General features: G+C 70.3%; 28 protein-coding genes and 1 pseudogene. 15 read left to right on the forward strand and 14 right to left on the reverse strand.

Annotation, left to right across the window (positions count from 1 at the left end; genetic code table 11):
- Positions 1–32: 32 nt before the first annotated feature.
- Complete coding sequence (locus HC028_RS22860; protein ID WP_203981469.1) at positions 33–1,469, reverse strand: APC family permease; 1,437 nt, start codon at positions 1,467–1,469, stop codon at positions 33–35.
- A 188-nt stretch (positions 1,470–1,657) separates the two neighbouring features.
- Here HC028_RS22860 and HC028_RS22865 point away from each other — a divergent pair, with 188 nt between their 5' ends.
- From HC028_RS22865 to HC028_RS22895, 7 genes are read left to right on the forward strand one after another with little or no spacing between them, the layout of a single operon-like run.
- A complete protein-coding gene (locus HC028_RS22865) occupies positions 1,658–1,969 on the forward strand; it encodes an ArsR/SmtB family transcription factor (protein WP_168079455.1) in 312 nt (103 codons plus the stop codon).
- Positions 1,969–2,511: an SRPBCC family protein gene (locus HC028_RS22870; protein WP_168079456.1), complete on the forward strand. Its 543-nt coding sequence runs from the start codon at positions 1,969–1,971 to the stop codon at positions 2,509–2,511. Before HC028_RS22865 ends, HC028_RS22870 begins: the two co-directional genes overlap by 1 nt.
- A gap of 39 nt (positions 2,512–2,550) precedes the next feature.
- Positions 2,551–3,069 carry a pyridoxamine 5'-phosphate oxidase family protein gene (locus tag HC028_RS22875; RefSeq protein ID WP_168079457.1) on the forward strand — a complete coding sequence of 173 codons (519 nt, stop codon included), beginning with the start codon at positions 2,551–2,553 and terminating at the stop codon, positions 3,067–3,069.
- A complete protein-coding gene (locus HC028_RS22880; RefSeq protein WP_168079458.1) occupies positions 3,066–3,653 on the forward strand; it encodes a DinB family protein in 588 nt (195 codons plus the stop codon). The genes HC028_RS22875 and HC028_RS22880 overlap by 4 nt, the downstream gene beginning before the upstream one ends.
- 25 nt (positions 3,654–3,678) lie before the next feature.
- Complete coding sequence (locus HC028_RS22885; RefSeq protein ID WP_168079459.1) at positions 3,679–4,167, forward strand: cupin domain-containing protein; 489 nt, start codon at positions 3,679–3,681, stop codon at positions 4,165–4,167.
- Between the two features lie 46 nt (positions 4,168–4,213).
- Entirely contained in the window at positions 4,214–4,810 is a 597-nt protein-coding gene (locus tag HC028_RS22890) for a DUF7711 family protein (protein ID WP_168079460.1), read from the forward strand.
- Positions 4,811–4,821: 11 nt separating this feature from the next.
- A complete protein-coding gene (locus HC028_RS22895) occupies positions 4,822–5,298 on the forward strand; it encodes an NUDIX hydrolase (protein WP_168079461.1) in 477 nt (158 codons plus the stop codon).
- 10 nt (positions 5,299–5,308) lie between these two features.
- On the opposite strand, the gene HC028_RS22900 is transcribed toward HC028_RS22895, so the two are convergent.
- The 3 genes from HC028_RS22900 to HC028_RS22910 all read right to left on the reverse strand — a co-directional run bounded on the left by HC028_RS22900 (position 5,309) and on the right by HC028_RS22910 (position 7,556).
- A complete protein-coding gene (locus tag HC028_RS22900; RefSeq protein ID WP_168079462.1) occupies positions 5,309–5,938 on the reverse strand; it encodes an MBL fold metallo-hydrolase in 630 nt (209 codons plus the stop codon).
- Entirely contained in the window at positions 5,938–7,023 is a 1,086-nt protein-coding gene (locus tag HC028_RS22905) for an S-(hydroxymethyl)mycothiol dehydrogenase (RefSeq protein WP_168079463.1), read from the reverse strand. The genes HC028_RS22900 and HC028_RS22905 overlap by 1 nt, the downstream gene beginning before the upstream one ends.
- A gap of 71 nt (positions 7,024–7,094) precedes the next feature.
- Entirely contained in the window at positions 7,095–7,556 is a 462-nt protein-coding gene (locus tag HC028_RS22910) for a phosphate-starvation-inducible PsiE family protein (protein WP_168079464.1), read from the reverse strand.
- Between the two features lie 147 nt (positions 7,557–7,703).
- Here HC028_RS22910 and HC028_RS22915 point away from each other — a divergent pair, with 147 nt between their 5' ends.
- From HC028_RS22915 to HC028_RS22930, 4 genes are all read left to right on the forward strand, one after another.
- Positions 7,704–8,543, forward strand: a complete 840-nt coding sequence (locus tag HC028_RS22915) for a DUF998 domain-containing protein (protein WP_168079465.1) — start codon at positions 7,704–7,706, stop codon at positions 8,541–8,543.
- Complete coding sequence (locus tag HC028_RS22920; RefSeq protein ID WP_203981470.1) at positions 8,512–9,207, forward strand: hypothetical protein; 696 nt, start codon at positions 8,512–8,514, stop codon at positions 9,205–9,207. Before HC028_RS22915 ends, HC028_RS22920 begins: the two co-directional genes overlap by 32 nt.
- 119 nt (positions 9,208–9,326) lie before the next feature.
- Positions 9,327–9,986 carry a GntR family transcriptional regulator gene (locus HC028_RS22925; RefSeq protein WP_203981471.1) on the forward strand — a complete coding sequence of 220 codons (660 nt, stop codon included), beginning with the start codon at positions 9,327–9,329 and terminating at the stop codon, positions 9,984–9,986.
- Between the two features lie 12 nt (positions 9,987–9,998).
- Positions 9,999–11,006 carry a 1-aminocyclopropane-1-carboxylate deaminase gene (locus HC028_RS22930; RefSeq protein ID WP_168079468.1) on the forward strand — a complete coding sequence of 336 codons (1,008 nt, stop codon included), beginning with the start codon at positions 9,999–10,001 and terminating at the stop codon, positions 11,004–11,006.
- Here the strand turns inward: HC028_RS22930 and HC028_RS22935 are convergent.
- Positions 10,999–11,232, reverse strand: coding sequence for a hypothetical protein (locus HC028_RS22935; protein WP_168079469.1), 234 nt, complete (start codon positions 11,230–11,232; stop codon positions 10,999–11,001). The genes HC028_RS22930 and HC028_RS22935 overlap by 8 nt on opposite strands.
- Before the next feature lie 190 nt (positions 11,233–11,422).
- Here HC028_RS22935 and HC028_RS22940 point away from each other — a divergent pair, with 190 nt between their 5' ends.
- Positions 11,423–11,761, forward strand: a complete 339-nt coding sequence (locus tag HC028_RS22940; RefSeq protein WP_168079470.1) for a DUF3817 domain-containing protein — start codon at positions 11,423–11,425, stop codon at positions 11,759–11,761.
- A 37-nt stretch (positions 11,762–11,798) separates the two neighbouring features.
- On the opposite strand, the gene HC028_RS22945 is transcribed toward HC028_RS22940, so the two are convergent.
- From HC028_RS22945 to HC028_RS28575, 8 genes and pseudogenes are all read right to left on the reverse strand, one after another.
- Complete coding sequence (locus tag HC028_RS22945; RefSeq protein ID WP_168079471.1) at positions 11,799–13,040, reverse strand: amidohydrolase; 1,242 nt, start codon at positions 13,038–13,040, stop codon at positions 11,799–11,801.
- 54 nt (positions 13,041–13,094) lie between these two features.
- Positions 13,095–13,949 carry a 5-oxoprolinase subunit C family protein gene (locus tag HC028_RS22950; RefSeq protein WP_168079472.1) on the reverse strand — a complete coding sequence of 285 codons (855 nt, stop codon included), beginning with the start codon at positions 13,947–13,949 and terminating at the stop codon, positions 13,095–13,097.
- The gene (pxpB, locus tag HC028_RS22955) at positions 13,949–14,557 is read right to left on the reverse strand and encodes a 5-oxoprolinase subunit PxpB (protein WP_168079473.1); all 609 of its coding nucleotides are present in this window, start codon (positions 14,555–14,557) and stop codon (positions 13,949–13,951) included. Before pxpB ends, HC028_RS22950 begins: the two co-directional genes overlap by 1 nt.
- Before the next feature lie 29 nt (positions 14,558–14,586).
- Positions 14,587–14,715: pseudogene (locus HC028_RS22960) on the reverse strand (LamB/YcsF family protein); the annotation flags it as partial.
- Complete coding sequence (locus tag HC028_RS22965) at positions 14,712–16,028, reverse strand: MFS transporter (protein WP_168079474.1); 1,317 nt, start codon at positions 16,026–16,028, stop codon at positions 14,712–14,714. The gene HC028_RS22965 and the pseudogene HC028_RS22960, both read right to left, overlap by 4 nt.
- 118 nt (positions 16,029–16,146) lie before the next feature.
- Positions 16,147–16,254: an MFS transporter small subunit gene (locus HC028_RS28795; protein WP_420850193.1), complete on the reverse strand. Its 108-nt coding sequence runs from the start codon at positions 16,252–16,254 to the stop codon at positions 16,147–16,149.
- A complete protein-coding gene (locus tag HC028_RS22970; protein WP_168079515.1) occupies positions 16,251–17,648 on the reverse strand; it encodes an OFA family MFS transporter in 1,398 nt (465 codons plus the stop codon). The genes HC028_RS28795 and HC028_RS22970 overlap by 4 nt, the downstream gene beginning before the upstream one ends.
- A 140-nt stretch (positions 17,649–17,788) precedes the next feature.
- Positions 17,789–18,508: a response regulator transcription factor gene (locus HC028_RS28575; protein ID WP_239075625.1), complete on the reverse strand. Its 720-nt coding sequence runs from the start codon at positions 18,506–18,508 to the stop codon at positions 17,789–17,791.
- Positions 18,509–19,243: 735 nt separating this feature from the next.
- Here HC028_RS28575 and HC028_RS22980 point away from each other — a divergent pair.
- Together HC028_RS22980 and HC028_RS22985 are read left to right on the forward strand one after the other, a co-directional pair.
- Complete coding sequence (locus HC028_RS22980; RefSeq protein WP_168079475.1) at positions 19,244–21,460, forward strand: MMPL family transporter; 2,217 nt, start codon at positions 19,244–19,246, stop codon at positions 21,458–21,460.
- 176 nt (positions 21,461–21,636) lie between these two features.
- Positions 21,637–22,440, forward strand: a complete 804-nt coding sequence (locus HC028_RS22985) for a GAF domain-containing protein (RefSeq protein WP_239075626.1) — start codon at positions 21,637–21,639, stop codon at positions 22,438–22,440.
- On the opposite strand, the gene HC028_RS22990 is transcribed toward HC028_RS22985, so the two are convergent.
- Entirely contained in the window at positions 22,409–22,978 is a 570-nt protein-coding gene (locus HC028_RS22990) for an NUDIX hydrolase (protein ID WP_168079477.1), read from the reverse strand. The two genes, HC028_RS22985 and HC028_RS22990, sit on opposite strands and share 32 nt — an antisense overlap.
- A 57-nt stretch (positions 22,979–23,035) precedes the next feature.
- On the opposite strand from HC028_RS22990, the gene HC028_RS22995 reads away from it, so the two are divergent.
- Complete coding sequence (locus HC028_RS22995; RefSeq protein WP_168079478.1) at positions 23,036–23,773, forward strand: alpha/beta hydrolase; 738 nt, start codon at positions 23,036–23,038, stop codon at positions 23,771–23,773.
- The last annotated feature ends 1 nt before the right edge of the window (position 23,774 follow it).

The raw sequence follows: 23,774 nt of genomic DNA on the forward strand, positions 1-23,774 counted from the left end.
GGACGGATCAATCTGGGCCCGAACGCCGCCTACTACTGGGCCGGTGTCTCTCGGTGATCATGAGAGGTAGGCGCATCGTCCAGCCCGGCAAGTCTGGGCCGCCGGCCGGTCACGTACAGCACGATCAGGATGACCGCGCCGATCCCGAGCCAGACGAAGCCGAGTACCTGGGCGGCCACCTTGGCGTTGACGACCACGTACGCAAGGATTCCGAACCCGACCACCGGGACGACGAGGTGGCGAAGCCAGTCCCGGCTGCCGCGGCGGACGACGTAGTGCACGACGACCGAGACGTGCAGCGCCAGGAACGCCGTCATCGCGCCGAAGTTGACCAGCGTGGACAGCAGCGAGATACCGTCGTCGCGGGTCGCCATGGAGATGCCGAGCACCAGCGACACCGCCGCCACGAGGAAGGTGGCGTTCGCCGGTACCTTGTGCCTGGGGTTGATCTTCGCCAGGAAGCCGGGCATCTGCCGGTCGCGGGCCATCGCGTACAGCAGGCGGGACGTGGCGGCCTGCGCGACCAGGGAGTTGGCGAACCCCCACGCGATCGCGGTGGCGAGCGCGGTCAGGGCGGCGAGCCAGCCACCACCGGCCACCCGGGCAGCGTCGTAGAACGCGGTTCCGTCCGGGTCACCGGCTGCCAGCAGTTTGGCCGGGTCGGGTACGAGCAGCGAGGCGACCCAGGTCTGCACGACGAACAGCGTGCCGGCCAGCAGCAGCGCCGCCACCATGGACCGGCCGATCTGGCGGGCCTCCACGCGGCTCTCCTCGGCGAGCATCGAGATGCCGTCGAACCCGAGGAACGACAGCACCGCGACGGAAACGGCGCCGAAGACGAGCGGCCAGGAGAAGGTACCGGCGTCGTACAGCGGCCGTAGCGAGAAGCCGGTGCCCTTGCCCTGCCCGAGCGCGACCACGCCGACGACCAGGAACACGGCGAGCACGGCCAGTTCGGCCACGATCATGATGCGGGTGATCCGGGCGGTCATCTCGATGCCGAGATAGTTGACGACCGTGTTGAGCACGACGAACGCCACCAGCCACAGCCATACCGGGATCGCCGACACCAGCGAGTGCATCGCGACGCTCGCGACGAGGTACAGCAGGCCGGGCACGAGGACATAGTCGAGCAGGATGACCCAGCCGGCCAGGAAGCCGACCGGCGGGGCGATGCCCCGGCCGGCGTAGCTGTACACCGAGCCGGCCATCGGGAACGCGCGGACCATCTGCGAGTACGACAGCGCGCTGAACATCATCGCGACCATGCCGATGATGTACGTGAGGGCGACCATCCCGCCGGACCCGGCGAAGACGCTACCGAAGATGCCGAACGGCGCGATCGGCACCATGAAGATCAGGCCGTAGATGAGCAGATCGGCGAAGCTGAGCGACCGGCTGAGCTCCTGGCGGTATCCGAACTGCTCCAACTGCGCGGCGGCGGCCGGCTCGGCAGGTGGATGGGCCACGGCGCGACTTCCTTTCCCTCAATGCTTCGACGAAGGAACAGCTAGCTGGAAGTACAGAGAAACGCCTGCTTGTCAGGTGTGTGCCGCACGATAGTCCATGCGCTTGCGCTTGAAAAGATCTCCACAGCCAGCTTCGCCCCGCCTGATATACCTTGACAGGCATATGCCTGCATCGACATAGTCGCCGCATGGCCGTTGACGCCTTTGCCGTACTCGCCGAGCCGACCCGGCGCCGCATCCTCGACGAGCTGCGCCGGTCCGACAGCAGCGTCAATGAGCTTGTCGAGGCGCTCACAGTCAGCCAACCCACGATGTCCAAACATCTGAAGGTCTTGCGCGAAGCCGGTTTCGTCTCCTGCCGGACAGCGGCGCAGCAGCGCATCTACCGGATCGAAACGCGCCCATTCGAGGCCCTCGACGAGTGGCTCAAGCCGTACCGCGAGCTGTGGACCAGGCATCTCGACGCTCTCGAACGCCATCTCGACAACCTGGAGTACTGATGAGCCAACCCGACTTCGAACCCGGCCCGCTCGCTGAGGTCGACTGCCGCTCCGACGAGGACCGCTGGACGCTGGTCTTCGTCCGGGACCTGCGGCATCCACCGGAGAAGGTGTGGGCGGCCTTGACCGAGCCGGCCCAGTTGCGCGAATGGGCTCCCTACACCGTGGACAGAAACCTGGGCCGCACCGGGGACGCGACGCTGACGATGATCGACAGTGACACCTCGATGGACCTGGCGGCATCGGTACGCCGCGCCGAGCCACCGACGCTCCTGGAGTACACCTGGGGGGCGGACCTGCTGCGCTGGGAACTCACGCCGACCGGCGACGGGACGCGGCTGACCCTGCACCATACGGTCGCCGACCGCGACTGGGTACCGAAGGTGGCCGCCGGCTGGCACCTGTGCCTCGTGGTGGCGCAACACCTGCTCGACGGCGAGCCCATCACCCCCATCCGCGGCGAGGACGCCCTCAACTACGGATGGGGGGACCTGCACGACGCGTACGCCGAGAAGCTGGGCATCGGCCCCGCCGACCGGTAGGGGCGAGAATTGTCGGTGCCCCGCTGTAGCGTCCGGCGCATGGACGAGATGCCTGAGGACCTCGCTCGCCTGCAGCGACTACTCGACCGCAGCTACGACGCCGCCGGACCGCACCTGCGCGGGATCATCACACCCGAACGCCGGCTGTCCGCCGAAGAGGTCAGCGCGCGGTTGCAGGGCATGTGCCTGCTCGCCCTCGCCACCGTGACCCGCGACGGCAGACCGCTCGTCGGTCCGGTGGACGGCATCTTCTATCGGGGCTCCTTCTACTTCGGGTCCTCGCCGGAGTCGGTCCGGTTCCGCCACATCGCGAAACGGCCACAGGTCAGTGCCACCCACCTTCCCGGCGAGGAGTTGGCGGTGACGGTTCACGGTCGCGCGATCCCCATCGACGTGCGCGGCGCGGCGGAGGCGGGCCTCCGCCGCGCCCTGCTCGACGTCTACCTGCCCCGCTACGGCGCTGGATGGGAGCGGTTCCTTGACTCCGGCCCCGTCTATGCCCGCATCGAGGCGGACCGTATGTTCACCCTTCACATGGAGGACGCGGCGCTGTCATGACAGGATTCGACCCAAAGACGGATCTCCATCGCTACCTGCAGGCCGCGCGGGAGGCCCTGCTGTGGAAGCTGGAGGGGCTGTCGGAGTACGACGTCCGCCGCCCATTGACGCCGACCGGCACGAACCTGCTGGGGCTGGTCAAGCACGTCGCCAGCGTCGAAGCGGGGTACTTCGGCGAGACGTTCGGCCGGCCGTTCGGCGAGCCGCTGCCGTGGTTCGACGACGGCGCCGAGCCGAACGCCGACTTCTGGGCCACCGCCGAGGAGTCACGGGAGCAGATCGTCGGGCTGTACCACCGGGTCTGGGCGCACTCGGACGCGACGATCGACGCGCTGGCGCTGGACGCGATCGGTCGCGTTCCGTGGTGGCCGGCGGACCGTAACGAGGTCACCCTGCACCGGATCCTGGTCCACCTGACCACCGAGACCCACCGGCACGCCGGCCACGCCGACATCGTCCGGGAACTCATCGACGGTGCCGTCGGACTGCGGGCCGGCAACGACAACATGTGGGTGGGCGACCAGGGCTGGGAGAGCTACCGCCGCCGGTTGGCGGACGTCGCGCAGACGTTCGCCTCAGCCTGAGCCACCCCTTCCCCGAAGGAGCGACATGTCCTACCCCGAGCCCCGCTACCGGGCAGACGAGGGCACCGTCAGCGCTGTCCTCCAACCGTCCACCCGGGAACCCGATCTGTTGATCGGCCCGACCGCGGTGCACTACCTCGCGACGTCCGACCTGACCCACGGCGAGTTCGGCCTCTACCGGTGGGAGATGGGCCCGAAGCCGAGCGGGCCCAGCCCGCATTTCCACAAGACCATCTCGGAGTCGTTCTACGTCCTCAGCGGCGCCGTGCGACTGTTCGACGGCGGCCGCTGGATCGACGCGACCGCCGGCGACTTCCTGTTCGTCCCGCAAGGGGGCGTGCACGCCTTCCGGAACGAATCGGGCGAGCCGGCGTCGATGCTGATCCTCTTCGCTCCCGGCGCCCCGCGCGAGGGCTACTTCGAGGCGCTGGCGGAGATCACCAGAACCGGACGGCAGCTCACCGACGAGGAGTGGACGGAGCTGTACGCCCGGCACGACCAATACATGGTGTGACCCGTACATGGTGTGACCCGCCGCCGCGATGGGCGAGGATGTCCGTATGAACTGGACGCGCGCCGTACATCATGTCGAATCGCTCGCGAAGTCCTGCGCCGACATGGCCACCCGGCCGCCCTCGATCTTCCCGTTGCGCGTGACCCAGTTGTGGGCGGTCGGTGACATCCTCGGCCCGCCACGCGAACTGGAGACCGTGACGGTCGCGCTCTCCGTCGACCTGCCACCGGAAGCGGTTCCGTGGTGGAGCGAGCCGCCCGGCGCCCAGCACTGGGCCAACGCCACCCGCCTGGCCAGAAACCCGATCACCGCCTGGTGGCGCTCCGCGCACGCGCCCGTCTGGAACCACCGCATCGTCCGCCCGGCCCTGGTGTGGGACTCCGCGGACGGCGTCCGGGCGGACACTCTGGCCGCGCTGCACGACGGGCGTGGCGAGTCAGTGCGGATACCCGCGCCGGACCCGGATGCGCTGCGGGAGCGCCTCCAGGAGGAGCTTTCGCTCAGCCTGTCCGCTCTCCGGACCGGTACGCACACCTACGAGGAGCGGCGGTGGAGCCCCGGCAAGTTGGAGCCGGTCGCGGACTCGCTGTGGCGCGCCAGCGACGGGTACCTTGACGTGCTCGACGCCGTACAGCGCGCGTAGCCTCGCCCACGATGGATGCCGAACAACTCCCCGTACACCGCCCCGCGGCGCGGGTGATCTGTCTGGACGCCGCGTACCGCGTCCTCCTGCTGCACTGGCGCGACCCGTACGACGGCGCGCGGCTGTGGGAGCCACCCGGCGGCGGGATCGAGGCGGGCGAGACGCCGCTGTCGGCCGCCCGCCGGGAACTGGTCGAGGAGACCGGCCTGAACCCGGCGGCGGTCGGCGACCGGTCGGTGCCGGTCGAGCGGGACACGTGGTGGAACGGCAGGCACTACATCGGCCCGGAGCAGTTCTTCGTGGCCCGGTTCGCCGAGGCGGAGCCGGCACTGACCCGGACCGGGCTGCTCGTCGACGAGCAGGCGACCCTCCTCGGCCACGCCTGGGTGCCCTGGTCGGACCTGAGCACCCTGCCCGACCGCCTCGAACCGCCCGGGCTGCCGGCCGTACTGGCCGCGCTCGTCCCGGACGGTCCGTGGCGGTCGTGACGTCGCGAGCCTAGTGCCCGCGCGCGATCCACTCGTCGAGGTGCGGCGCCTCGTCGCCGATGGTCGTGCTGTCACCGTGGCCGGTGTGCACGACGGTCTCCGGCGGCAGGGTCAGCAGCTTCGTACGGATCGACTCGATGATCGTTCCGAAGTCGCTGTACGACCGGCCGGTCGCGCCCGGACCACCCTTGAAGAGGGTGTCCCCGCTGAACACCGCGCCGAGGTCCGGCGCGTGGAAGCAGCACGCGCCGGGGCTGTGGCCGGGCGTGTGCAGGACGCGCAGCATCGTGCCGGCGACCTCGACGCACTGGCCGTCGCGCAGCTCGCCGCTGGGTGCCGTGTCGGGGTGCACCATGTCCCACAGCACCCGGTCGTCGGGGTGCAGGAGGATGGGCGCCCCGGTCGCCGCGGCGAGGTCCGGCGCGACCCGTACGTGGTCGTCGTGCGCGTGGGTGGCCAGGATCGCCTTCACCCGCCGGCCGCCGACCGTGCGCAGGATCGCCTCGACGTCGTGCGGGGCGTCGATGACCACGCACTCGGCGTCGTCCCCGACGACCCACACGTTGTTGTCGACGTCGAAGGTCTGCCCGTCCAGCGAGAACGTGCCCGAGGTGACCGTGTGGTCGATGCGCGCCGCCATCAGAACACCACCACAGAGCGCAGCACGTCACCGTGGTGCATCTTGGTGAACGCCTCCTCCACCTGGTCGAGCGAGATCTCCTCGCTGACGAAGGCGTCGAGGTCCAGCCGGCCCTGCAGGTACAGGTCGGTCAGCGCCGGGAAGTCGCGGCTGGGCAGGCAGTCGCCGTACCAGCTGGACTTGAGCGCCCCGCCGCGGCCGAAGACGTCCAGCAGCGGCAGCTCGATGTTCATGTCGGGGGTCGGTACGCCGACCAGGACGACCCGGCCGGCCAGGTCGCGGGCGTAGAACGCCTGCTTGTACGTCTCGGGGCGGCCCACCGCCTCGATCACCACATCGGCGCCGTTGCCGCCGGTGAGTGAACGGATCGCCTCGACCGGGTCGGTCTCGCGCGAGTTGACGGTGTGGGTGGCGCCGAAGCCCTTGGCCCACTCCAGCTTGCGCGGGTCGACGTCGACCGCGATGATCGTCGTCGCGCCCGCGAGGGCAGCGCCGGCGATCGCCGCGTCACCGACGCCGCCACAGCCGATCACCGCGACCGACTCGCCGCGCTCCACCTGCGCGGTGTTGACCGCCGCGCCGAGGCCCGCCATCACGCCGCAGCCCAGCAGGCCCACAGCGGCCGGGCGGGCGGCTGGGTTGACCTTGGTGCACTGGCCGGCGTGGACCAGCGTCTTCTCGGCGAACGCGCCGATGCCGAGGGCCGGCGTCAGCGGCGTGCCGTCGGTGAGCGTCATCTTCTGCTTCGCGTTATGGGTGTTGAAGCAGTACCAGGGCTTGCCGCGGCGGCAGGCGCGGCACTGGCCGCAGACCGCGCGCCAGTTCAGCACCACGAAGTCGCCGGGCGCGACCTCGGTGACGCCCTCGCCGACCTGCTCGACGATGCCGGCCGCCTCGTGGCCGAGCAGGAACGGGTACTCGTCGGTGATGCCGCCCTCGCGGTAGTGCAGGTCGGTGTGGCAGACCCCGCACGCCTGTACCCGCACGACCGCCTCGCCCGGCCCCGGGTCAGGCACGACGATGGTGGTGACCTGGACCGGCGCGCCCTTTGCCGTCGAGACGACGCCCCGCACTTGCTGACTCACACTGCCTCCATCCTCGCGCTACCCTCATCCGCACACTGCGCGCCAACCGGCACCCGGCGCAGGAAGGTCATTCAACGCATTAGATCATCTGTATGGGTGGCTTCCCGCCGCACCTCGGCCTCCCGTAGCCGCGCCCGGCGCAGCAGGAACAGGACCACGCCGAGCACGAGGATCGTCCCGCTCAGCACACCGATCTCGAGCATCACGTCCCGGAAACGAGAAGTTCCCCGCACATTGTCCGCCTCGGCGCCGACCACGAGCACCCGCCGGATGGAGGCCACGATTCCCACGATCAGGAACGGTTCGACCATCACCTCCTTCGTGGCGATGACGGCGCGGAGCGTGCCGATGAGCTCGGTGAAGATGAATACCAGGAGCAGGCCGCTGAGCAGGGCGATCACCCGGCTGATGAGCGCCCCGTGGCCGAGTCCGTGCACGAACTCGTACACCACGACGCCGAACAGGGTGGCCCCGCCGACCCCGAGCGCGAACGCCACCGCCGCGTTGAGGACGAACTCGGCGTAGTCGAGCACGGCCGCGCTCCGGGGCCAGTTACGGCGTTCGGACCTGACGTTTCGCAACCCCACAACGGGAACCGTTGCCCAGCGTTGCGGGCCTTATCCGCCCGGCGCTTGAGCCAGCGGCGGCGGGGTAACGCGCTGGGGTACGGAGGTAGGCGGATGGATCGCACCGCCGGCAGCGCCGCCCAGCGAACCGCGCCCGGCCGCCCGGCGTCGCGCCGGCTGGCTGCGGCGGCACCCGCGATCGTCGGAGTCGTCGCGGGCGCCTGCTACAGCTCGTTCCTGGCGGCCGGGGCGGTGGGTTCGCGGCTGAGCATTACCGACTCGTACGTGAGCGAGCTCGGGGTACCCGGCCAGCCGGCCAGCGCGTTCTTCCGAGCGACGGACCTCGCCGCCGGTGTGTTCATCGCGGTGCTCGCGGTCGCGCTCGGAGTCCACCTACGCCCGGAGAGGCGCGGCACCCTCGGCTTCCTCTGCCTCGCCGGGGTGGGGCTGGCCTCCATCGTCGACGGCCTGCGCCCGATGCCCTGTACGCCGTCGACCAGCGAACCGTGCCGGCGGCACATCGACGAGGTCACGATCTTCGCCCAGCTCCACCAGGGGCACACGGTGTCGAGCGTCCTGGGGGTCCTCGCCGCCCAGGCGGCCATGCTGCTGCTCGGCGCCTCCCCACGGGTACGCCGCTCCTGGCCGCGGTTCGCCCGGGCGAGCCTGGTCAGCGGAGTCGTCCTGGTGGTGCTCGGCCTGAGCGAAGTGCCGCTGGCCCTCTACCAGGACGTCGGTGTCCTCGAGCGGATCCATGTCCTGCTGATCTCCGCGTGGATCGCCGCGCTGGGCTGGTACCCGTCACGCGCTCGGAGCGTTGAAACCCCGCCCGTACGGCTTCATCGGGGTGCGGCCCGGGTAGGGCACCTGGATGGCGGGAACCCTCGAAGACGGCGACATCTACTTCCTCTACCGACCGCGGGTGGGCGAAGAGCAGGTCGAGTCCGCGGATGAGGTGCAGCGCCTGCTGGTGGTCCTCCACCCCTGGCGCAAAGAGCGGCTGCGGCTGCTCATCGTGGGGGCCAAACGCCTGCCTCGGATCGCCGAGCACGAACGCGCGTGGTGCTTCGTCGACAGGGTGGTGCAGCGACCGGAGGAGCTGCGGGAGGTACTGGGGCGGCGGACGTACTCGACGAAGACCCGCGGTGAACGAACCCTGGCACCGGTACGCCCGACGGGCGAGGGGGCGTACTGCATCGCCAAGCACGACGGGCACACCCACCTCGCGTACGAGCTTGAGATCCCGCGCGAACCGGGAGAACCGCAGCGCGCCCTCAACATCGAGCCCGAGGCGAGTTACGTGGTCAACGTGCGCAACCCGCGAACTCCGCCACCGCCCGGCGCCGGCCGCCCGCGCCGGGAGGCGCCGGCGCTACCGGACGAACTGCTGGCCCGCCTCGGTACGCGCCGCTTCGCCCCGCTCGACCCACCCGACTTCCTCGACTACCCCGGCACCGAACTAGTCCTGATCGGGGCGGCCGAGGACGCGTCCGAAGACCTGGGGATCGATCTGAACGCCCAGGTGGAGTCGGCGGCGCGCCGGTCCATCTTCGCGGATCTGCTTTCTTCACGGCAGGAGCACCCGGTGGAGCCGCTGTTCGCGGGCGTTTGGCGGTAACGCGAAGGCACCACGATGATCATCGACACCCACGAGATGGGGTTCGGGCGCGCCCCGGCCCGCTGGCGGCGTCCCTCTTGACATCCGCCACTGGCGGTGGATTGATATATCACATGCAATTGAGCCGGGTACCCCGCCGCCTGCTGCGCGACGAGGCGTACGACGTGTTGCTCGCCGCGATCGTCAGCGGCGATCTGCAACCCGGACAGGTGGTGCGCGACGGCGAACTCGCCGCCGCGGTCGGCCTGTCGCGCACACCGGTGCGTGAGGCCCTCGCGCGGCTCGCCGACGAGGGCCTCGTCGAGTCCAAGCCCAACGCGTACACCCGCGTCACGCCACTCGACCGGCGCGACTGCGAAGAGGCGTTCGTCATGCTCCGCGCACTGCACGTCCTCGCCGTCACGCAGGCAGTCCCCCGCATGACCGCCGACGACGTGGCGCGGATGCGCGCGGCGAACGCCGCCTTCGCCGCCGCGCTCGATACCGGCGACGTCGACGCCGCCCTCGCCGCCGACGACGACGTGCACAGCGTCTACGTCGATGCCGCGGACAACCGGACGCTCAAATCCACGCTCGACCGCCTCGCTCCCCGGATCCGCCGACTCGAGCGCCTCCGGTTCTCCTCCCCGCCCGGCCGGGACTCGGTCGACGTCCACGAGCGGATCGCCCGGGCGTGCGCCGAGGGTGACGCCGACCTTGCCGGCCGGCTCGTACACGACAACTGGGACACCCTGGGCCGGCTGATCGAGACGGCGTTCACCCATGAACCACACGACTGATCGGAGCTGCCCGTGGCCCTGTCCGACCACCCGCGCCAGCCACTGCTGTTCGGCCCGTCACCCGTACACCCGCTGGAGCGCCTCACCGCGCACCTCGGCGGCGCCCGGCTGTGGGCCAAGCGCGAGGACTGCAACTCCGGCCTCGCGTTCGGCGGCAACAAGGTGCGCAAGCTGGAGTACCTGGCCGCCGACGCGCTCGCACAGGGCTGCGACACGCTGGTGTCCATCGGCGGCGTGCAGTCCAATCACACCAGGGCGGTCGCGGCGGTGGCGGCCCGGCTGGGCCTGAAGTGCGTACTGGTACAGGAGTCCTGGGTGGACTGGCCCGACGCCGTGTACGACCGGGTCGGCAACATCCTGCTCAGCCGGCTCATGGGCGCCGACGTCCGGCTCGTGAAAGCCGAGTTCGGCATCGGGTTCAAGGAGAGCTGGGCGCAGGCCCTCGCGGAGATCGACCTGATGGGCGGCAAGCCGTACCCGATCCCCGCCGGCGCGTCGGACCACCCGCTCGGCGGGCTGGGCTTCGCCAACTGGGCCCGGGAGGTCGAGCAGCAGGAGCGCGAACTCGGCGTCTTCTTCGACACCGTCATCGTCTGCTCGGTGACCGGCAGCACCCAGGCGGGGATGATCGCCGGGTTCGCGGCGGGATCCCGACCCCGGCGCGTCCTCGGCATCGACGCCTCCGCCAAGCCCGCCGAGACCCGCGAGCAGATCACCCGGATCGCGCAGAACACCGCGCGGCTGCTCGACCTCGACCGCGAACTGCGCTCCGACGAGGTCGAACTCGACGGTCGCTACCACGCCGGGACGTACGGCATCCCCGACGAGCGGACGTGTGCGGCAATGCGCCTGGCCGGCCGGCTGGAGGGCATGATCACCGATCCGGTGTACGAGGGGAAGTCGATGGCCGGGATGATCGACCTCGTCACCAGCGGCGAGATCGGACGGTCGTCGAACGTGCTGTACGCCCACCTCGGCGGCCAGCCGGCGATCAACGGGTACAGCGCGCTCTTCAGCTGATCGACCTGCAGCCCGGCAGCAGCGCGACGAACCAGTCCTGCCCGGGCACCGATTTCCCCTGCCTGGCTCGTCTGCGTAGCAGGACCGTGGCAGCCAGGACGATCACGAGGAAGTACGCCGTGAACCCGATGGCAGCGGGCACCTGGTGGCCAGGTGGCCACACCAGTCCGACGTCTGCGGGTCGGACCCCTGGCGCGAGCACGAACACCAGCACGACCCCGAGCACCCAGGCGGCGGTGCTGAACCGGGGCGCGGGACTCTCATGATCACCCCGACTTTTGGGTGCTATCACACCCAAGAGTCGGGGTGATCATGGAGAAGGCAGCGGGAGAACGCCCGGGAGGTGAAGAGCGCCGCCGCCCGCTGACCGCCGGGTACGCTTCTGGGGCCATTTCGCGCTTTCGGAGGAGATCCCGTTGTTCCGCGACCCCGCCCGTACCTTCCGCGTGATCGCCATCGCCGAGGCCTTCTCCTGGCTCGGACTTCTGATCGGCATGCTCTTCAAGTACTCGTTGGCGCACAACGAGATCGGCGTGAAGGTGTTCGGCCCGATCCACGGCACGCTGTTCATCGCGTACCTGGTGACGCTGATGTGGCTGGCGGGGCGGGAGCAGTGGGGCTGGCGCCGGGCGGTCGTCGGCGCCGCGGCGGCCGTGCCGCCGTTCACCAGTGTGATCTTCGAACGCTGGGTGGCGCGCCGCCGCGCCGGTGCCGCGACGGGCGCCCCGGAGCGGGAGCCGGCAGCCGTCCGGTAAGGCAGCCGTCCGGTAAGCCAGCCGTCCGGTACCGGCGTCAGGCGCCGGGCTCGTACGTCGTACCGGGTGCGGCGAAAGCGCTGGCCTCGGTGAACACGCCCTCGCCGCGGTCGGCGTCGTAGCGGTAGACCACCCGGCCGCCGATGTACGCCACCTCCACGCGGCTCATCACGTCCAGCGGATTGCCGGACCAGATGCACAGGTCGGCGTCCTTGCCCGGCTCGAGTGAGCCCAGCCGGTCGTCGATGCCGGCGATGCGGGCCGGGTTGATGGTCACCGTCCGCAGCGCGTCCACGGCCGGCAGACCCTCCTTGACGGCGAGGGTCACCTGGTGGATGAGGAAGTTGATCGGTACGACGGGATGGTCGGTCGTGACCGCGATCGTCACCCCGGCAGCGTGCAGCCGGCCCGGGCTGGCCATCGTCCGGTGGCGCAGTTCGACCTTGACCCGCGTGGTGAACAGCGGGCCGATGACGACCGGGATGCCCTTGTCCGCGATGAGGTCGGCGAGCAGGTGCGCCTCGGTGCCGTGGTCGATGACCAGGTCGTAGCCGAACTCCTCGGCGATCCGCATGGCGGTCGCGATGTCGTCGGCGCGGTGGGAGTGCTGCCGCCACGGGATCTCCCGGCGAAGCACCCTGGCGAGCGCCTCCATCTTGAGATCCCGGTCGGGCTCCTTGCCCGGCTCCGCGTTGTCCCACTTGGCCATGTAGTTGCGCGCCTGGGTGAACGCCTCGCGGAGCACGGCCGCGGTGCCCAGCCGGGTCGACGGCGTCTGCTTGCGTTCCCCGTACACCCGCTTCGGGTTCTCCCCCAGCGCCGACTTCAGCCCGCTGGGCTGCCGCAGCACCATCTCGTCGACGGTGCGCCCCCAGCACTTGAGCGCGACGGTCTGTCCGCCGATGGGGTTGCCCGAGCCGGGGTTGACGTTGACGGCGAGGACCCCGCCCCCGATCGCGTCGCGGAAGCCGAGGTCGGCCGGGTTGATCCCATCAAGAGCCCGGACGTGGGCGGTGTTGGGGTTGGTCATCTCGTTGACGTCGTCGCCGGCCCACCCCTCGCCCTCTTCCCAGACCCCGACGTGGGCGTGCGCGTCGATGAAGCCGGGCACCACCCAGGCGCCATCGGCCAGCACCACGGCCTCGGCGCCCTCCGGAACGGCGGTGTCCGGGCCGCCGACGGCCACGATCCGGCCGTCTTCGATCACCACGACGCCGCGCTCGATCGGGTCGCCTTCGATCGGGAGCACCCGGCCCCCGACGATCGCCGTCACGCCCATGCGAAACACCTCCGGCCATCAGGTTCCCGGCCCGGTAAGCCCCAAACTCCGAGATCAACCGGCCAGCCAGCGCAGCGTCACCCGCTGCCCGGGCCTGGCCTGACCCAGCAGGTCGGTGTCGGCCGGTTCGACGACGCCGATGACCGGGTACCCGCCGGTCACCGGGTGGTCGGCCAGGAACAGCACCGGCTTGCCGTCGGGCGGGACCTGCACGGCCCCGCGCACGATGCCCTCGGAAGGTAGCTCGTCCTGCCTGGCCCGCTCCAGCGGCGGGCCGTCGAGCCGGACCCCGACCCGGTTGCTGCGGGGGCTGACCACGTAGCTTTGCCGCGCCAGCAGGCGGATGGCGTCCGCGGTGACCCAGTCGGCGCGCGGGCCGGCCAGGACGCGCAACTCCAGCGCGTCGGGCAGGGCCGGCACCGGCGCGATGTCCACTGTGGGCTCTCCGGTCGCCGCGTTCCCGACGGGCAGCCGGGTGCCGGGCCGCACCGGCTCGGGGCCGAGCCCCGACAGCAGGTCGGTCGAGCGGGACCCGAAGACGGGCGGCACGTCGATCCCGCCCCGGACGGCGAGGTACGTCCGCAGGCCCCGGGCGGGCGCGCCGAGTACCAGGGTCTCGCCCGCCCGTACGGTCAGCGGGCCGTTGACGAAGCCCTGCCGGTCGGCTACCCGTACCGGGGTGGGCGCGCCGGTCAACGCGACCAGGGCGGTCTCGGCGAACCGTGCGGCGAGGCCGCCGAGCGTCACCTCCAGGCACGCGGCCGACTCGGGGTTGCCGACGAGCCGGTTGGCCAGCCGCAGCGCACCGAGGTCGGCGGCGCCCGACGGGCTGACGCCGAGCCCGGCCCGGCCCGGCCGGCCGAGGTCCTGCACGGTTGTCAGCGGACCCGGTCGCACAATTTCGATCATCACTGCGCCACGAACCGGACCCTGGTTCCCGGCACCAGCAGAGCCGGCTGGTCACGGTCGACGTCCCACAGCGTCTCCGCCGTGCGGCCGATCAGCTGCCACCCGCCCGGCAACGGGCGGGGGTAGACGCCGGTGAACTCTCCGGCGAGCCCGACCGCACCGGCCGGCACCTCGGTGCGCGGACTGTCCCGGCGGGGTACGCGCAGCGCCGGATCACCCCCGGTCAGGTACGCGAACCCGGGCGCGAAGCCGCAGAACGCGACCGTGTACTCGGCGCCCGTGTGCCGCCGGACCACCTCGGCGGGCGACAGGCCGGTCAGGTCGGCCACCGCGTCGAGGTCGGGCCCGTCGTACGACACCGGGAGCTCCACGGTTGCGGCCGGCGCCTCGGCACCGGCCGCGGGGTCGGCCCCCTCCACCACCCTGGCGAGGCTGTCGACACCCGTCCGCGCCGGGTCGAACATGACGAGCAGGGTCCGCGCCGCCGGCACAAGATCGACCACTCCGGCGGGTGGAGCGGCCGACAGAGCCCGGTACAGGCCCATGACCTCGTCCGTGCCGGCCAGTTCGACGAGCAACGCTGACCGGCCGTACCGGAAGATCCGCACGCTGCTCAGCCGCTCTCCGCGAAGGGCTTGATCGAAACACTGGCGTGGCGGCCACCGGCCACGTTGGCGCTGGTGACGATGTCGAGCAGGGCGTCGTCGTCGCCGCGGGTCCACGCGCCGAAGCCCTCGCCCAGGTCGCTGTTGAGATCGACGATCATCGGCTGGCCGCGCTTTCGAGAGGTTCGGCGTCCGGTTCGGCCCCGCGGGTCTCCGGCGCGAACGCGAGCGCCACGACCGTGAGCACGAGCGCCGCCACGACGTACAGGCAGACCGCGAGCGGTGAGTGGTAGCGGCGCACCAGCGCGATCGAGATGATCGGGGCGAGCGCCCCGCCGAGCACGCCGGCGATCTGGTAGCCCAGCGACGCTCCGGTGTAGCGCAGCCGGGTGGCGAACAGTTCGGCCACGAACGCGGCCTGCGGCCCGTACATGGCGGCGTGGAAGCCGAGGGCCACCACGGTGGCGAGCACGATCGCGGCGAACGACTTCGTGTCCAGCAGCGCGAAGAACGCGAAGACCCACAGGCCCGCGCCGATCGCGCCGGCGAGGTACACCGGCCTGCGGCCGACCCGGTCGGACAGCGCGCCGAACAGCGGGATCAGCACGAGTTGGCAGGCGGAGCCGACGAGCACCGCGGTGAGGGCCGTCGTACGCGCCAACCCGAGCGTCCCGGTCACGTACGCCAGGATGAACAGCGAGAACGTGTAGAAGGCCACGTCGGTGCCGATCCGCGCGCCGATGGCGACCAGTAGTTCGCGCGGATGCTCGCGGAACACGTCGACGATCGGCCGGCGCGCCGTCGCCTCCCTCTTCTCCACCTCGACGAAGAGCGGCGACTCGGAGATCCCGAGCCGGATCCACAGCCCGACGGCGATGAGCGCGCCGGAGAGCAGGAACGGCACCCGCCACCCCCAGGCCAGGAAGTCCTGATTGGGCAGCAGGCGGCTCATCAGCCACAGGACGGCGGCGGCGAGCAGGTTGCCCATCGGCACGCCGACCTGCGGCCAGCTAGCGGCCAGTCCGCGGCGGGCCGCCGGCCCGTGTTCGAGGGACATCAGCACCGCGCCGCCCCACTCGCCGCCGAGGCCCAGCCCCTGGAGGAAGCGCAGCGCGACGAGCACGATCGGGGCGGCAACGCCGATCGCACCGTACGTCGGGAGGACGCCGACCAGGAACGTCGAGACGCCCATCAGCAGCAGGGTGGCGACGAGGACGTTCTTTCGGCCGACCCGGTCACCGAAGTGGCCCGCGATCGCCCCGCCGACGGGGCGCGCCACGAACCCGACCGCGTACGTGGTGAAGGCGAGCAGGGTGCCGACCATCGGGTCGAACGTGGGGAAGAACAGCTTGTTGAAGACCAGGGCCGCGGCCGACCCGTACAGGAAGAAGTCGTACCACTCCAGCGAGGTGCCTACGAGGCTGGCGACGACGACCCGTCGCAGCGAGCTGGTCTGAGGCGAGATACCGGTCATCGCGTCCGCCCTTCCGGGTCCCGCTCGACCCGTCGGTGTCTGGGGGCCGTTCACATATCAACGAGGCTATCGACGTCCACCGGTCACTGGCCCCGCGGACGTCAGCCGGCAAGTACGGTCAACCGGTGAAGAGCTTGGCCGCGGTGATCGCGGTCTGTGCGACCCCGTACCCGAGCAGGACCGCGACCAGCAGCCAGGACAGCCAGAGCCGTGCCGATTGGTTCACTTCGCACCTTCCTCAGCGGCAGCGGGGACGGGCTCACCGGCTGCGGCCGGCTCGTGGTAGCGCTCGGGAACCGGGCGGATCAGCAGGTTGGCGATGAAGCCGACGACCAGGATGCCCACCATCGTGAACAGCGCGGGCTGGTATGCCGACGCGGTCAGCGTGCCGGGCTTGCCCTGCGCGTCCAGGAAGCCGTTGATGATCAGAGGTCCGGCCACCCCGGCGGCCGACCAGGCGGTCAGCACCCGGCCGTGAATCGCGCCGACCTGGTAGGTGCCGAACAGGTCGCGCAGGTACGCCGGCATGGTCGCGAAGCCGCCGCCGTAGAACGACAGGATGACGCCGGCGAGCAGGACGAACAGCGCGGTCGCCGAATGCCCGACGAGCGCGAGCAGCGTGTACAGCACGATCCCGCCGCCGAGGTACAGCAGGTAGATCGGCTTGCGGCCGGTGAAGTCGGACGTGGACGACCATACGAACCGGCCGGCCATGTTGAACAGCGACAGCAGCCCGACGAAGCCGCCGGCGGCCGCGACGGAGACGCCGGAGACGCCGCCGGAGCGGAAGAAGTCCTGGATCATCGGGCTCGCCTGCTCCAGGATCCCGATTCCCGCGGTCACGTTGCAGAAGAGCACGACCCACAGCAGCCAGAACGAACGGGTGCGCAGCGCGTTCGACGCCGAGACGTTGGCGGTGGTCACCAGCGGCTTGGCCACCACCTCGGCCGGGTCGAAGCCGGCGGGTCGCCAGCCCGGCGCCGGCACGCGCACGTTGAATACGCCGAACATCATGATGACGAAGTAGCCGATGCCCAGCGTCACGAACAGCGCCACCAGAGCGCCGCCGGACGCGACGGACTTGGCGTTGGCCGGGTCGTACGCGGGGTCGTAGAACGACAGCAGTTGGCGCGACAGCGGGCTGGCGACGAGCGCGCCGCCGCCGAAGCCCATGATGGCAAGGCCCGTGGCCAGGCCGGGGCGGTCGGGGAACCACTTGATCAGCGTGGAAACCGGGGAGATGTAGCCGATGCCCAGCCCGATCCCGCCGAGGAGGCCGTACCCCACGTAGACCAGCCATAGCTGCTTCGTGGCGATGCCGGCGGCACCGACGAGGAAGCCCACGCTCCAGAAGCAGGCCGAGACGAACATCGCCTTGCGCGGGCCGTTGGCCTCGACCCAGGTGCCGCCGACGGCCGCGGACAGGCCGAGCATGACGATGGCGATGCTGAAGATGACCCCGATCGCGGTCTGGCTCGTGTGGAAGTGCGCCAGGAGCGAGTTCTTGTAGACGCTGGTCGCGTACGCCTGACCGATGCACAGGTGCACCGACAGCGCCGCCGGCGGGATCAGCCATCGGCTGTAACCGGCGGGGGCGATGGTGTGCTCACGGTCGAACATCCGCACGGGCGCACCTCTCTTCCGTCCCGTTTGCCTGCTTACCGCGCCGAAGCTAACGGTCACCGTGATCACTGACGGACGCCGATGAATCGCCGTGCGCCCAGCGGTCGATCAGCTGAGCCGAACGGCGTGGATGCGCGTCAGATCCAACCCGACGCCTGGGCGATCCGGATCGCCTCGATCCTCGTACGCGCCCCGGTCTTGGCGATGACCCGCGACAGGTAGTTACGGACCGTGCCGGCGCTCAGGAACAGCTCCGTCGCGATCTCCTTGGCCGGCGCGCCATCCGCGGCCAGGCGTAATACGTCACGTTCCCGGTCGGTCAGCGGGTTGTCCCGGGCGGTCAGCGCCGCCACCGCGACCTTGGCATCGAGCACCGTCTCGCCCCGGACCAACTGACGGACGCTCTCGACCAGTTGCCACGGTGTCGCATCGGTCGTGAGCACGCCCACGCGCGGAGCCAGCCTGGCCAGGGCCGTGCTCAGGGCGCCACCCCGCTGGTCCATCAGGACCAGCACGACCGACCCCGGCAGGGCCGCGCCGAGCTTCTCACACAGATCGGGCACGGTGAGGGATCCGGGTAGCGCGTGATCGAGCACGACGACATCCGGCCGCTTCCTGGCAGCAACAACCGGCACCTCGTCGGTGTGAGCCAGTTCGGCGACCACCTCCAGGTCTTCTTCTGCAGCCAACACCGCGGCGAGCGCTTCGCGCCACACCCGTCCTTCGCGTCCGAGCAGGATCCGGAACAACCCTCCCCCTGTCTGGGTCGGTGTAACGATACAGGTCAATGTCAAGTCCCAGACTGCCCCGACCGGACAGGCGCGCGAAAACAACGACTGACCGGCGTCTGAAACCACGAGCGCGCAGGCGTTTATCTCTTCCAATATGTGCCATCACCCGAGGTCCCGCCAATGCAACACAGTGCGAATATCGATGACATTCGGATCTCGGACAGCGGCCACCGCGCATTCACATGCATTAGCACGAAATATGTAATTCACTCCCCGGGCGCGTTAGCGCACTACTCCAGAGTAAGCAAGGACCGCTGCACAAATGGCAACACGAACGCTAAGGCGCTCGCACTGCTTCCAGCGCGCACGCATGCAGAGTCGGCGTACGAATTATCGACATAAGTGCAGCACGAAACGGATCACATCAGACGACACCCCAGGGCGTTAGCCGGCAATGTGCCTTGTCACCGTTCGAGCACAAAAGACCCGACATGCTACCGATGGGGTTGACGCCACGTTATGCCGACTGCTCAAATAGTCGGAAATTAGTGCTCCGAGCCAAAACGGCGACGCGCAAATGCGTACGATGCCGGACTTCGCCGGGTCCCATTCGCCACCCCCGCGCCCGCTGCGAGCCGGGTTCCATTCGGCGGGCCAGTCGTCGCGAACGCCGGCCAGGTACAACCGCTGGGGCGTGGCCGCCATCGCCAGCACCCACCGTCAGGGTCTTCCCTGATCACCGTCGGGGACACCCGGTCCGCGCGCTCCGGGTACGCGCAGGGCTTCTCCCCGATGGCAGGAAGCGATCTTGTCCATAGCGTTCCGGGTGACTCACGAGAGATCCCCGGAAGGACGTTCGCCGTGCACAAGAGGCCTGCGACAGTACGAATGGCGCGCTGGAGCGCGACCCATCCGTGGCGAGCCATCTCGCTGTGGCTCGTGTTCATCGCGTTATGTTATGGGCTCGGCAGCATCGCCGGCTTCCAGAAGAGCACCGCCGACGGCGAGGTCGGTGAGTCCGGTCGCGCCAGCCTTCTCGTCGACGAGGGGCACTTCAACGACCCGGCGACCGAGAACATCCTCATCACCGCGCGTACCGGCGCCCTCGACCCGGTGACCGCGAAGTCCGCCGCCGACGACGCCATCACCCGGATGCGCACCCGCGCCGACGTCGCGAAGGTCGACGGCCCCGTCCCCGCCCGCGACGGCCAGGCGCTGCTCGTGGTGGTCACCATGGCGGGCGACCCCAAGACCGCCTCCGATCGGGTCCAGCCCCTGCGCGCGGTCACGGCCGACATTCAAAAAGCCCACCAGGATGTACGGGTGGAGCAGACCGGCGGCCCGTCGATCAACAAGGCCCTCAAAGAGACCCTGGGTAACGACTTCAAGAAGGCGGAACTGCTGAGCCTGCCCGCCACCCTGATCGTCCTGCTGGTCGCGTTCGGTGCGCTGATCGCCGCCGGTGTTCCGGTAATCCTGGCGATGTCGTCGGTCGCCGGCGCGCTCGGCCTGTCCAACCTGGCCTCACACCTCATCCCCGGCAACGACAGCACCAGCAGCGTCATCCTGCTCATCGGTATGGCCGTCGGTGTCGACTACTCCCTGTTCTACCTGCGCCGGGAGCGCGAGGAGCGGGCGAGGGGGCGGTCGCACCTCGACGCGGTCTCACTCGCCGCCGAGACGTCCGGCCACGCCGTCGTCGTCTCCGGCATCGCCGTTGTCGTCGCGATGGCCGGCCTGTTCCTGGCCCGCGACTCGATCTTCTCCTCCTTCGCGATCGGCTCGATCCTGGTCGTCCTGGTCGCGGTCATCGGCTCGCTGACCGTACTCCCGGCGATCCTCGCCAAGCTCGGCCCTTGGGTCGACAAGCTGCGGGTACCGGTGCTGTGGCGGCTGACCGCGCGCCAGAGCACCGGAAGAGGTGGTGAGCCCAAGCTGTGGCCCGCGCTCCTGCGCCCGGCGCTGCGCGCGCCCCTCGCAACGCTGGTGATCTCGGTGGTCGCCCTGCTCGCCCTGGCCGCGCCGGCGCTGAACATGAAGCTCAAGCTCCCCGGCGACGAGGACCTGCCGCGCACCACCGCGGCCATGCAGGCCTACGACCGGCTCACCGCGGCGTTCCCCAGCACCGGCACCACCCACCTGATCGCGGTCAAGGCACCGGCCGACAGAGCCGCCGAGGTGAAGGCGGCCCTGGGCGACCTGGCGCGGCGGGCCTCGGCGGACAAGCTGTTCGCCGTCGACGACCGGCTCGACATCCGGACGTCGACCGACGGCCGGATCACCACCGTGGAACTGGCCACCCCGTACGCCGGACGCAGCGCCGAAGCCGGCCGCGCGCTGGGCCTACTCCGACGCGACCTCGCCCCGGCGACGATCGGCAAGGTTCCGGGTGCCGAGTACGCCGTGGGTGGCTTCGTCGCCGCGAGCGTCGACTACGCCCAGCACGTCAAGGAGAAGCTGCCGATCGTCATCGGGTTCGTGCTGCTGCTGACGTTCCTCGTGATGGCATACACGTTCCGCTCGATCGTCATCGCGGTGACCGCCATCGGGCTGAACCTGCTGTCGGCCGGCGCGGCGTACGGACTGGTGACGCTCGTCTTCCAGGGCACCTGGGCCGAGGGCCTGCTGGGCTTCCGCAGCATCGACGGGATCGTGTCCTGGCTGCCGCTGTTCCTGTTCGTGGTGCTGTTCGGCCTGTCGATGGACTACCACGTGTTCGTCGTCAGCCGGATCCGCGAGGCGGCGCGGCGGGGCATGCCGACCCGGTTCGCGGTGGCGCACGGCATCACCACCTCCGCCGGTACGGTCACCAGCGCCGCACTGGTCATGGTCGCGGTGTTCAGCATCTTCGGCACGCTCAGCGCGATCGAGATGAAGCAGCTCGGGGTCGGGCTGGGCGCGGCGATCCTGCTCGACGCGACGGTCATCCGCGCGGTGGTGCTGCCGTCGCTGATGACGCTGCTCGGCAAGGCGAACTGGTGGGCGCCCCGCCTCCTGCGCCGGCCTGCGGACGGCGGGGCGCAGAGCGCCTCGCCCGCCCCGGTCGAGCCGCGACCGGAGCTCACGCCGGTCGGTTGAGCCGACGGGTTCGAGGGTACGGGTGGCAGCGCCAGACGGGGGGCTGCCACCCGTACCCGTGTTGATCTCCGCCCGGGGTCATGTGCCAGGATGATGCCTGACTCGGCCTTTCGGTCTTCGGTCTTCGGTCTTTCGGCCTTCGAGCTACCTCGTGGCCACGGGCGCAGGAGATGATCATGCTGGAGCAGGGCACACCAACGGCGCAGGGCGCCGAGCGACTGGCCGCGGTGGCGCGGTACGAGATCCTGGACGCGCCCCGGGACGGCACGTTCGACCGGATAGCCCGGATGGCGGCGGCCATCTTCGGCACTCCCATCGCGACGGTCACCATCGTCGACGCCGACCGCGTGTGGTTCGCCGCCTGCGAGGGCCTCGACGGCGTGACCCAGGTCGGCACCGAGCCCGGACTGTGCGCCTCCGCCGTGTTGACCGACGACCTGTACGTGGTCAACGACGCGAGCGTCGATGCCCGTACGCTGGACCACCCTCTGGTACGCGGGGAGCTGGGCCTGCGGTTCTACGCCGCGGCCCCGATCGTGACCTCCGACGGCTACCGGCTCGGTACGGTCAACGTGATCGACCAGCAGCCACACGACGTGACGCCCGAGCAGGCGCAGCTGCTCGAACAGCTCGCCGGCCTCGTCATGGAGCACCTCGAGCTACGCCTGTCGGCGATCCAGGCGGTTCGCACCGAGCGCAGCTTGCCAGGCCCGGAGGAGCACTCGCAGAAGCGGGCCCAGCTCGCCGCGCAGCTACGCGAGGCGGCCGACGCCGGTCGTAGCCACGAGCACCCGGCCACCTGCCAGCTCGTCGGGCGTGACCGGCGCTGCGGGAACCCGGCCGAGGTGAAGGTCGCCGACGGGTGGGGAGACTCCGCCTGGGGCTGCATTCAGCACGCCGAGAACCTCCTCCTGGAGGTGTCGGGCGTGTTCCTCGCCGACGAGGGGCTCAGCGGCCTCGCCGACCACCTGAAGCGGTAAGCAACCGACCGACGCGCGTCAGCGTCTCGCGCAGGTTGGGCTCGGTCGTCAACGTGTGCGCTTCCTCGATCGACAGCCAGCGCAGGGCGGCCGCCGGATTCTCCGGCCGGACCGCGTCCGGGTCGGCGGTCGCCAGCACGAACCGCACGTCCACGTGCTCGTGCGCCGGCTCTTTGGCGGACGCGGTGACGGGAACGACGACGACGTGCAGCACCCGCTCCTCGGGCCAGGGCACGAGGTCGTCGAGGCCGGTCTCCTCCCGCCCCTCGCGCAGCGCGATGGCGAGCGGGTCCGTCTCACCCGGATCGGCATGCCCACCCACCTGTAGCCAGGCCTGCTGGCGGGCGTGCCAGCGCAGCAGGACCCGGCCGGTGCGCGGGTGGACGACCAGCGCCGACGCGGTCACGTGGAGGGGGGTCGACCGGTGCCACGGGTCGCCGGTCGCCAGCAGCGGGCGGACACGGTCGAGGTCAGCGGCCTCCACATCGGTCTGCGGCCGGTACCGGGTCAGCGCGGCGGCGAGCGGGTCAGCTGTCATGAGCCCCGTGAGCCTACCGAATGCTTAGCGGACAGAAACCGGGGTAAGCCCGCGCCCATGCCCCAGACCACCGAAACGGCGCCCCCGCACACCGAAATCGAGGAGAACGCCCAGCACGGGCGCCTCTCGGCACGCCCGATCCAACCGGTCACCATCTCCGACCGGACAGGCCTGCTGTCGTTCGAAGGGCCGGCCGGCGACCTGTTGGGGGTCGCGTACGTGCCCGAACCGGTGGACGGCCGCCCGTACCGTCTGGCGCTGATGCTGCACGGGGCCGGCGGTTCGCCGCGGCACGGCCTGGACCTGCTGCTGCCGGCCGTCGACGACAACCGCCTGCTGATCCTGGCCCCCAAGTCCACCTTGGCCACCTGGGACGTCATCGTCGACGGTTTCGGCAAGGACGTGCGCCGGATCGACCGGATGCTCGAAGAGATGTTCGACTCGTACGCGGTCGACGACGTCATCGTCGGCGGCTTCTCCGACGGCGCGTCGTACGCCCTGTCCATCGGGCTGACCAACGGCGACCTGTTCAGCTCGGTGGTCGCGTTCTCCCCCGGCTTCGCTGCGCCGCTCGTGCTGCACGGCGAGCCGCGCGTGTTCGTGTCGCACGGAACCGCCGACCGGGTCCTACCCGTCGACGCCTGCAGCCGGCGCCTGGTGCCCCGGCTGGAAGCCATGGGTTACCCGGTCGCCTACGAGGAGTTCGAGGGCGGCCACGAGGTACCCGAGCCGATCGTGGACCGGGCGGTGTCCTGGCTGCGGGTCGGGGCCAGGGAGGTCGGCGCCCCGGCCTGAT

The organism is Planosporangium flavigriseum (genome assembly GCF_011947225.1).
Lineage (GTDB): Bacteria > Actinomycetota > Actinomycetes > Mycobacteriales > Micromonosporaceae > Planosporangium > Planosporangium flavigriseum.

Excerpts from the sequence above, each read along its gene's own strand:
- HC028_RS22895 (WP_168079461.1), top strand. The coding sequence starts at position 4,822 with ATGGATGCCGAACAACTCCCCGTACACCGCCCCGCGGCGCGGGTGATC.
- HC028_RS22995 (WP_168079478.1), top strand. The coding sequence starts at position 23,036 with ATGCCCCAGACCACCGAAACGGCGCCCCCGCACACCGAAATCGAGGAG.
- HC028_RS22915 (WP_168079465.1), top strand. The coding sequence starts at position 7,704 with ATGGATCGCACCGCCGGCAGCGCCGCCCAGCGAACCGCGCCCGGCCGC.
- HC028_RS22875 (WP_168079457.1), top strand. The coding sequence starts at position 2,551 with ATGGACGAGATGCCTGAGGACCTCGCTCGCCTGCAGCGACTACTCGAC.
- HC028_RS22885 (WP_168079459.1), top strand. The coding sequence starts at position 3,679 with ATGTCCTACCCCGAGCCCCGCTACCGGGCAGACGAGGGCACCGTCAGC.
- HC028_RS22965 (WP_168079474.1), bottom strand. The coding sequence starts at position 16,028 with ATGACCGGTATCTCGCCTCAGACCAGCTCGCTGCGACGGGTCGTCGTC.
- HC028_RS22900 (WP_168079462.1), bottom strand. The coding sequence starts at position 5,938 with ATGGCGGCGCGCATCGACCACACGGTCACCTCGGGCACGTTCTCGCTG.
- HC028_RS22970 (WP_168079515.1), bottom strand. The coding sequence starts at position 17,648 with ATGTTCGACCGTGAGCACACCATCGCCCCCGCCGGTTACAGCCGATGG.
- HC028_RS22865 (WP_168079455.1), top strand. The coding sequence starts at position 1,658 with ATGGCCGTTGACGCCTTTGCCGTACTCGCCGAGCCGACCCGGCGCCGC.
- HC028_RS22880 (WP_168079458.1), top strand. The coding sequence starts at position 3,066 with ATGACAGGATTCGACCCAAAGACGGATCTCCATCGCTACCTGCAGGCC.
- HC028_RS22945 (WP_168079471.1), bottom strand. The coding sequence starts at position 13,040 with ATGGGCGTGACGGCGATCGTCGGGGGCCGGGTGCTCCCGATCGAAGGC.
- HC028_RS22870 (WP_168079456.1), top strand. The coding sequence starts at position 1,969 with ATGAGCCAACCCGACTTCGAACCCGGCCCGCTCGCTGAGGTCGACTGC.
- HC028_RS22950 (WP_168079472.1), bottom strand. The coding sequence starts at position 13,949 with ATGATCGAAATTGTGCGACCGGGTCCGCTGACAACCGTGCAGGACCTC.
- HC028_RS22990 (WP_168079477.1), bottom strand. The coding sequence starts at position 22,978 with ATGACAGCTGACCCGCTCGCCGCCGCGCTGACCCGGTACCGGCCGCAG.
- HC028_RS22890 (WP_168079460.1), top strand. The coding sequence starts at position 4,214 with ATGAACTGGACGCGCGCCGTACATCATGTCGAATCGCTCGCGAAGTCC.
- HC028_RS22985 (WP_239075626.1), top strand. The coding sequence starts at position 21,637 with ATGCTGGAGCAGGGCACACCAACGGCGCAGGGCGCCGAGCGACTGGCC.